The sequence below is a fragment of the Oribacterium sp. genome (assembly GCF_057249185.1).
The window spans coordinates 1-7,530 of sequence record NZ_DBHIGR010000111.1 but is presented as its reverse complement, the minus strand read 5'-3'; the positions used below and the strand labels follow the sequence as shown (position 1 = coordinate 7,530).

Sequence of the window (7,530 nt, the reverse complement as noted above, 5' to 3'; positions counted from 1 at the left end):
GATGCAGTATAGGCATGAAAGAGGGCAATCTGAGCCCGCCGGTACTTGCGAAAAACAAGGGTACCGAAGTTTTTCGCTTAGTATCCGCTGCGAAGGCGAAGTTAGCGGGAGCGTGCCCGATTTCATGCCTATACTGCATTGGAGCGAATGCCTTCAATGGTTACAGTTCCTCTATCCATATCGAAGGATCCGTAAAACCATTCTCCCCTTTTTGGTGTTTTTCTCAAGGCCAAGGTAATGGAACTTCCCCAGTCCTCTGACGGAAATCTTTTCTCCCCCCTTTAGACTGCTGCTGCCTTTCGCCACCAAGCCGTCCTTATACACCAGTTCTTTGGCGAAGTATTCCTGTGCCTTTCCTCTGGAAAGGTGGAAGACTGCGGAAACGATACCGTCCAATCGCTCGGAGGCGGCAAAAATCTGCTCCTCTATTCTTTCCTGTTTGGGGGCGAGAGCTTCCTCACACTCTTTGATTTCTACAGCGGTATGGCGAATCTGCTGCAAATTCTCCAAGAGATAGTCCTTCATTTTCCGAAGCAGGTAGACATAGCTTTTCTCATCCCGAAAGAAGATATCTCCCAGCATTTCCCGCTCTATCCCAAGGCTCATAATGGCTCCCAGCACATCTCTATGGGACAATTCTTCGGAAAACTTTTTCTGCTTTCCCTGAATTTCCAAAAGCACCACAGGATTGTCTTCCAAAAGAAGCTCCCTGCACTCCTCTTCCTCCATAAAGCTTGGGTAAAAGAAAAAGGCCTGTCGTTCCGCCTCTTCTCCTCCCAGAAGCAGAAACTTAGCCCCTCTTTCCCTTTTGATTTTCTCTAAAAAAAGTCCCCTTTCTCTTTCCGATAAAAAGGGACTGTTTCGCACTATGCCGCGCTCTTCTGTTTTTCGCCAAATATCTTCCACGTGGGCAAGAATATCTTCTCTGTCTTTCATGGTCTTTTATTGTCTCGCTTACTATTTCCTATATCTATCTTTCAAACAATCATACTTAGGAATTAGAGCTTTGCTCCAAAAACTCCACTTCTCCCTGCATCCACACATTGCCCTTAAAACGGCGGCCAATGGCGGGGACTCCCAAAAGATCTTTTTCATTGATGCAAACGCGAAATACCGCGTCCATACATCTTACTTTTAAATCCAGGATATTTTCATGGGTATAGACGTTGCTCTTTACCCGAATATTCACAATCTCTCCCAAAATGGAATACTGGTCGCACTCCACCCCGGTAGGCATAAAGGTAGACTCCACCAGGCTGTACAGGTCTTCCTTTTCGATTCTCTGATTCACCTCGGACATCAGATTCATATCGGTCTCCGTCAGGGTTTCCAAAGCATCCTGGTCTCCTGCCTTAGCCGCCTCGAAAAGCTTCATCTGCTCCACAAAGTGCTGTCGCTTTACCCACTCATCCTCCGCCTTCTTCTCTATGGGAAGGAGAATCTTTCCTTCCACGGAAAGTCCGGTCAGATAGACCTGCTTGGGCACCGCCTTAATCTGCATCCGTTTCAGCTGATGGGCTTCCAGAGAATTGCAAAGATAATAAATCAGGGTAATCCCTGAGGTAAAATCCTCCATCACGCCGGCATAGGTTTCCTTTTCTGCGTGGCGCTCAATGCTTCCCTCCACCGTTTCCACCCCTTCGTAGGAACGCATATAAGGGAAATAATAGTCCCTGTGAAAAATCCCCTCAGCATCTCTGTGACCAACCACAGTAATGCCCATAGAGGGAGCTACCGGAAGCTGATACTGCTCCACCACCTGTCCATTTCCATAGGAGACAAAGCTGCTGCGATATTTTTCATGTACTGCCCTTTGTAAATAAAACTCTGCATCCTTGTCTTCCTGCAATGCAGAAAACCCAATGGATCGTAGAAACTTATGCATTAGCCTTCCTCTTTCCTGACCTCTCTGAAACCATCTCCATATCTTACAACAAAGGCTACTGTCTTGCAAGAGCTACCGAGGAAGGTCTAAAACCTACATACCGGGGAAGGTCTAAAACCATACCGCATGTCCGAATCAAAGCCGCATGCCCGCATTCTCCCTAAATGGTCTTGAAAACAGGCAAGAATAAAAAAAGCCATGCGGTACAGGTCGGAAAGCGGGGATGATACCTTCCCCTTTTCCATCCTATGCCACATGAAAACTCATTTTACTGCTATATTAATGCTTTTTGAAAAACGGTATTTTCAAAGCCTCCTTATCTTCTCTATGCGGAAGCGCTGGAACCGCCCGGGTTACCCTTCTGGGTAGACTCAAAAAGGCTATGGGTTGCCTTATAAATCTTTCTGGCAATGTAAGGGTTGTTCATGGTGTAAAGATGCACACCGTCCACGCCGTGAGTCACCAGATCCACGATCTGATCCACCGCATAGGCAATGCCCGCATCTCTCATGGCAATGGGGTTATCCTCATACTTGTCCAAAATATTCTGAAACTTCTTTGGAACCTTTACCCCGCAAAGACTGGCCATCTTTAAGACCTGACGCTTGTTGATGACCGGCATAATTCCCGCTTCAATGGGAACATCAATTCCGGCCAAAGCGCAACGCTCCTGAAAAATGTAGAACTGCTTATTTTCAAAGAAAAGCTGGGAAATCAGGTGCTCCGCTCCCGCATCCACCTTGTTCTTTAAGTAACGAATGTCCTCTACTCTATCCGCGCTCTCGATATGTCCCTCCGGATAGCAGGCTGCGGAAATATGGAAGTTTCCGTGCTCCTTCAAAAAGGCAATCAGGTCGGAAGCGTAACGGAAATCTCCTCTATTCTCCTCTCCCTCCGGAATATCTCCTCTGAGAGCCAGGATATTCTTGATTCCGGCAGTCTTCAACTCTTCAATCTTTTCTAATACATCCTGCTTTGTTAAATTTATACAAGGAAAATGAACCACGCTGGGCACTTCGCAGACCTTCTTAATGTGCTCTGCAATAGGGATGGTGCTTTGGTTATTCTTTCCGCCCCCTGCCCCGTATGTCACCGAAATGAAATCCGGTTTTAAATCCCGAAGCTCATCCAAAGTGTCATATATGGTTTCAACCGGTGAGTTCCTCCGAGGTGGAAACACCTCGAAGGAAAACACTGTTTTTTCTTGAAATAAATCAACAATACTCATTTCTCAATTCCTTTGCCGCCTGGACAAGATTTGCTAAACTTGCCAAGGTCTCCTCGCTTGCTCTAGTCTTCAATCCGCAGTCCGGATTTACCCACAGTTTCTCTTTTTCAATCTTCTTCAGCATCTTTGCCAATGCTTCTCTAATTTCCTGAACGGACGGTACTCTGGGGGAGTGGATGTCATAAACTCCGGGTCCTACCTCTGTACGGAAATGGTTCTCTCTTAAGGAGTCCAAAATCTGTAAATCGGAACGGGAAGCCTCGAAGGAAATAACGTCCGCATCCATGTTGTCAATCGCTTTAATAATATCGGTAAACTCACTGTAGCACATATGGGTGTGAATCTGAGTGCCTGCCTGACATCCGCTGTGTACCAAACGGAAGGCGGGAATAGCCCAATCCAGATACTCACTGTACCAGTCAGACTTACGAAGAGGTAACTTCTCTCTTAAAGCCGCTTCGTCTACCTGAATAATCTTGATGCCGTTCTTCTCTAAGTCCAATACCTCATCACGGATGGCCAAGGCGATCTGCTTTGTGCTCTCCGCAATGCTGATATCCTCTCTTGGGAAGGACCAGTTTAAGATGGTTACAGGTCCTGTCAGCATTCCCTTCATGGGACGCTTGGTTAAGCTCTGTGCATAGGTGGACCATTCCACAGTCATAGCGGAAAGTCTACGTACATCACCCCAGATGATTGGCGGCTTTACGCAACGAGTTCCATAGGACTGTACCCAGGCCTTCTCGGTAAATAAGAATCCGCTTAAGAGCTCTCCGAAGTACTCCACCATGTCGTTTCTTTCAAACTCACCGTGCACCAGTACATCCAGATCCAAATCTTCCTGAATCTTTACCCACTCTGCAATCTTCTTCTGGTTAAATGCAATGTACTCTTCCTTGGTCTTCTCCCCCTTCTTAAAGGCAGTTCTGTTGGCACGAACATCCGCACTCTGTGGGAAGGAACCAATGGTTGTGGTGGGGAAGAGAGGAAGCTTAAACTCTTCCTTCTGAAGCTTTTCTCTCTCTTCAAATACAGGAAGTCTGGTGTAGTCCGCATCGGTAATCGCTGCACAACGATCCTTTACCGACTTGTCTTCACTGTTCGGTCTTGCTGTTGCAAAGAGCGCCTTATTCGCCTCTAAAACCTCCGGCTTAGCCTTACCGCTAAGAAGCTCCTTTAAGTCCAAAAGCTCTTCCAGCTTCTCGATAGCAAAGCTGAAATGTCTCTTTACTTCCTCGGAAAGCTTATTCTCTCCTACTAAGGTGTAAGGAACATGCAGTAAAGAGCAAGAAGTACTCAGTACTACGGAAATGCCCTTAGCCTCTAAATCCTTTACCTCCTGAATGGTCTTCTCGTAATGGTTTCTCCAGATATTCTTTCCGTTTACCAAACCGGCGAAAAGAAGCTTATCCTTGGGGAAGCCCTTGGCTACAAGCGCCTTGGTCTCCTTACCCTCTAAGAAATCAAGACCTACACCGTCAAAGGGGAGTGCCAAAATGCTTTCATAGGCATCTCTTACATCGCCAAAATATGTCTGTAATATAACCCTGGTGCTGCCCTTTACAGAAAGAATTCCCTGATATAATGCGGTAAAGAGCTCCAAGTCTTCCTTCTCCAGGTCTCTTACCAGATAAGCCTCATCAAAGGCAATCCACTTGGCACCAAGAGAAACGAATCTCTCCACATAAGCCTTATAAGCGGAAACTGCCTGCTCCAGGAAATCCTTCTCGGTCTTCTTCTCTGTATAGCGAAGAAGCTTTAATAAGGTAAATGGTCCGATAACTACAGGCTTAGTCTCAACCCCTAAAGCCTTTGCCTCCTCATACTCCTGGAAGGGCTTGTCTCCTACAAGGGAGATTACATCCTTATCGGAGATTTCCGCTACCATGTAGTGGTAGTTGGTATTGAACCACTTCTTCATAGCCAAAGCCTTCACGTCTCCAGCCTCTCCCTTATAGCCTCTTGCCATCGCAAAGTACTGCTCCAGAGGGCTTAAGGACAATTCTCTGTAACGATCCGGAATGATGTTAAAAAGCACTGCTGTATCTAAAAAGTTATCGTAAAAAGAGAAATCATTGGAAGGGATAAAATCCACTTCCTCCTGCTGCATCTTCAACCACTGCTTCTTTCGAATATCCTTTGCAAGCTCCTGCAGCTCCTGCTCGGAAACCAATCCCTTAAAAAACTTCTCTGTTGTAAACTTTAGTTCTCTTAATGCTCCCACTCTTGGGAAACCGATTACTGATGTTTGCATGCTTTTTTTCTCCTTACTTTTTATTTTCCTTTACAAAATGCTTTTCTTGTCATTCCTTAGACTCCCCCTAATGAGAGTCCTTGAAGTGGATATAGTATAGCGTAAAATGATTTCCTTAGGCAAATATAAAAAAACAGGACTTGGCTATAGTTTCTATCTATAGCCAAGTCCTTCACCCTAAATAGGTTCTCTCGCCCTTACTTCTATCTTATACCAAGCCCTGTGCCAGCATAGCCTCAGCTACCTTCTCAAAGCCGGCTACATTGGCTCCAACCTCAAAGTTACCTTCATGGCCGTAGCGCTTTGCCGCCTCGGATACGCTCTTGAAAATGTTTTGCATAATTCCCTTAAGCTTCTCATCCACCTCTTCAAAGCTCCAGGAAAGTCTCTGAGAATTCTGGCTCATCTCCAATGCGGAAACGGCAACACCGCCGGCATTGGCTGCCTTACCGGGCATGTAAAGGAAGTGATTCTCCAGGAACACATCCACAGCCTGCTCATCGGAAGGCATATTTGCTCCCTCTGCTACGCAGAAGCAACCGTTCTTGATTAAGGTCTTAGCCTCTTCTCCATTTAACTCGTTCTGGGTTGCGCAGGGTAAAGCCACATCGCACTTCACACCCCAGGGACGCTCTCCTGCATGGTAAGTCGCTCCCGCAACACGGTCGGCATACTCGGAAATTCTGCCTCTCTTCACCTGCTTAATGTCGAAAAGCACATCCAGCTTGATGCCTTCCGGATCATACACATATCCGCCGGAATCGGAGCAGGTTACTACCTTACCCCCAAGGCTCTGTGCCTTCTGGATGGCATACTGAGCAACATTACCGGAACCGGAAACCACAATGGTCTTTCCCTTGATTTCCTTTCCTACGGACTTTAACATCTCATCCACAATGTAGACCAGACCGTATCCTGTAGCCTCCGGACGAGCCAGAGAGCCTCCGAAGGTTCTTCCCTTTCCGGTAAGTACACCCTCGTACAAGTTGGTGATTCTCTTGTACTGTCCGTACATATAAGCCACTTCTCTTCCGCCTACACCGATATCCCCGGCAGGAACGTCTTCATTGGCTCCGATGTACTTATACAGCTCTGTAATAAAGCTTTGGCAGAAGCGCATAACCTCCGCATCGGACTTGCCCTTAGGATCAAAGTCCGCACCACCCTTACCTCCACCGATGGGAAGACCGGTCAGGGAGTTCTTTAAAATCTGCTCAAAGCCCAGGAACTTCAGGATAGACTGATTTACGCTTGGGTGAAAACGGAGTCCTCCCTTGTAAGGTCCGATAGCAGAGTTAAACTGCACACGATAACCGATATTGATATGGTGCTTTCCCTGGTCATCTGTCCAAGGCACTCTAAAACTAATAATTCTTTCCGGCTCTACAAAACGCTCCAGTAACGCATTTTTCCGGTAAAGCTCCTCATTGGCTGCCACAATAGGCTCCAGAGACTCTAAAATTCTCTTCGCTGCCTCTAAAAATTCTGCCTCATTGGAATGCTTCTTCTCCAGTGCCTGATAGACTTCACTTACATAGGACATAAACTTGCCTCCATTCTTTCCTCATTTACCGCTAAACTATAGCACTAAATCATTTTCAACTACAATAGGAAATATCTTGTATTCCGAAAAAGAATACTGAGACTGTTTTATTCTTCTTTTTCTTTGTCTTCCTGCAAGCTTTTTGTCAGTTCTAATAGCATCTTTTCTATCCTTAACCACTGCACTAGCTCTTCTTCTGTCAAATTTAATTTTTGAAATAGTCGTGATTTCGCTAATCTATATATTTCGCAAAATCCCCCGTTGCTACTTGTCAAGGACTTTTTAATCAAAATCATCTTTTTTTCGTCCGATTTTCTCCAATCGTCATTAGCTAATATCTATTCATTTCTTTTCTATTTTTAATTATCCGTATCTATTTCCTTAATCTTTTTCTCTATTTCTTCGATACTCGGCAAACTGCTCTTATATTCTGATTCAAGTAATTTAGTGATCTCATATTTGCTGATACCTATAGGCTGTGATATTTGTTCCAATGAATATTCACAAACAACATCGTTTTTATCTTTACAAATAAGAAGTCCAATCGTAGCATTATCTCTATCGTTTTTTAGCTCTCTATTCACTGCTGTTACATAGAAATTAAGCTGTCCTAAATGTTC

At 45.4% G+C, this 7,530-nt stretch carries 7 protein-coding genes; all 7 read right to left on the bottom strand.

The features are described from left to right. Positions 1-171 precede the first annotated feature (171 nt). Positions 172-936 carry a YlmH/Sll1252 family protein gene (locus ACO4PX_RS07070; protein WP_485572101.1) on the bottom strand — a complete coding sequence of 255 codons (765 nt, stop codon included), beginning with the start codon at positions 934-936 and terminating at the stop codon, positions 172-174. A gap of 55 nt (positions 937-991) precedes the next feature. After that, positions 992-1,885, bottom strand: coding sequence for a DUF3881 family protein (locus ACO4PX_RS07065; protein WP_304072371.1), 894 nt, complete (start codon positions 1,883-1,885; stop codon positions 992-994). A gap of 325 nt (positions 1,886-2,210) precedes the next feature. Continuing rightward, positions 2,211-3,113, bottom strand: a complete 903-nt coding sequence (gene metF, locus ACO4PX_RS07060; RefSeq protein WP_308579301.1) for a methylenetetrahydrofolate reductase [NAD(P)H] — start codon at positions 3,111-3,113, stop codon at positions 2,211-2,213. Next, complete coding sequence (metE, locus tag ACO4PX_RS07055) at positions 3,100-5,367, bottom strand: 5-methyltetrahydropteroyltriglutamate--homocysteine S-methyltransferase (RefSeq protein WP_485572100.1); 2,268 nt, start codon at positions 5,365-5,367, stop codon at positions 3,100-3,102. The genes metF and metE overlap by 14 nt, the downstream gene beginning before the upstream one ends. A 208-nt stretch (positions 5,368-5,575) precedes the next feature. Then, a complete protein-coding gene (gene gdhA, locus ACO4PX_RS07050) occupies positions 5,576-6,910 on the bottom strand; it encodes an NADP-specific glutamate dehydrogenase (protein WP_007157527.1) in 1,335 nt (444 codons plus the stop codon). Positions 6,911-7,017: 107 nt separating this feature from the next. Then, the gene (locus ACO4PX_RS07045; RefSeq protein WP_485572099.1) at positions 7,018-7,206 is read right to left on the bottom strand and encodes a hypothetical protein; all 189 of its coding nucleotides are present in this window, start codon (positions 7,204-7,206) and stop codon (positions 7,018-7,020) included. Positions 7,207-7,269: 63 nt separating this feature from the next. After that, positions 7,270-7,530: PDDEXK nuclease domain-containing protein (locus ACO4PX_RS07040; RefSeq protein WP_485572098.1), on the bottom strand; the 261-nt coding region annotated here is incomplete at its 5' end.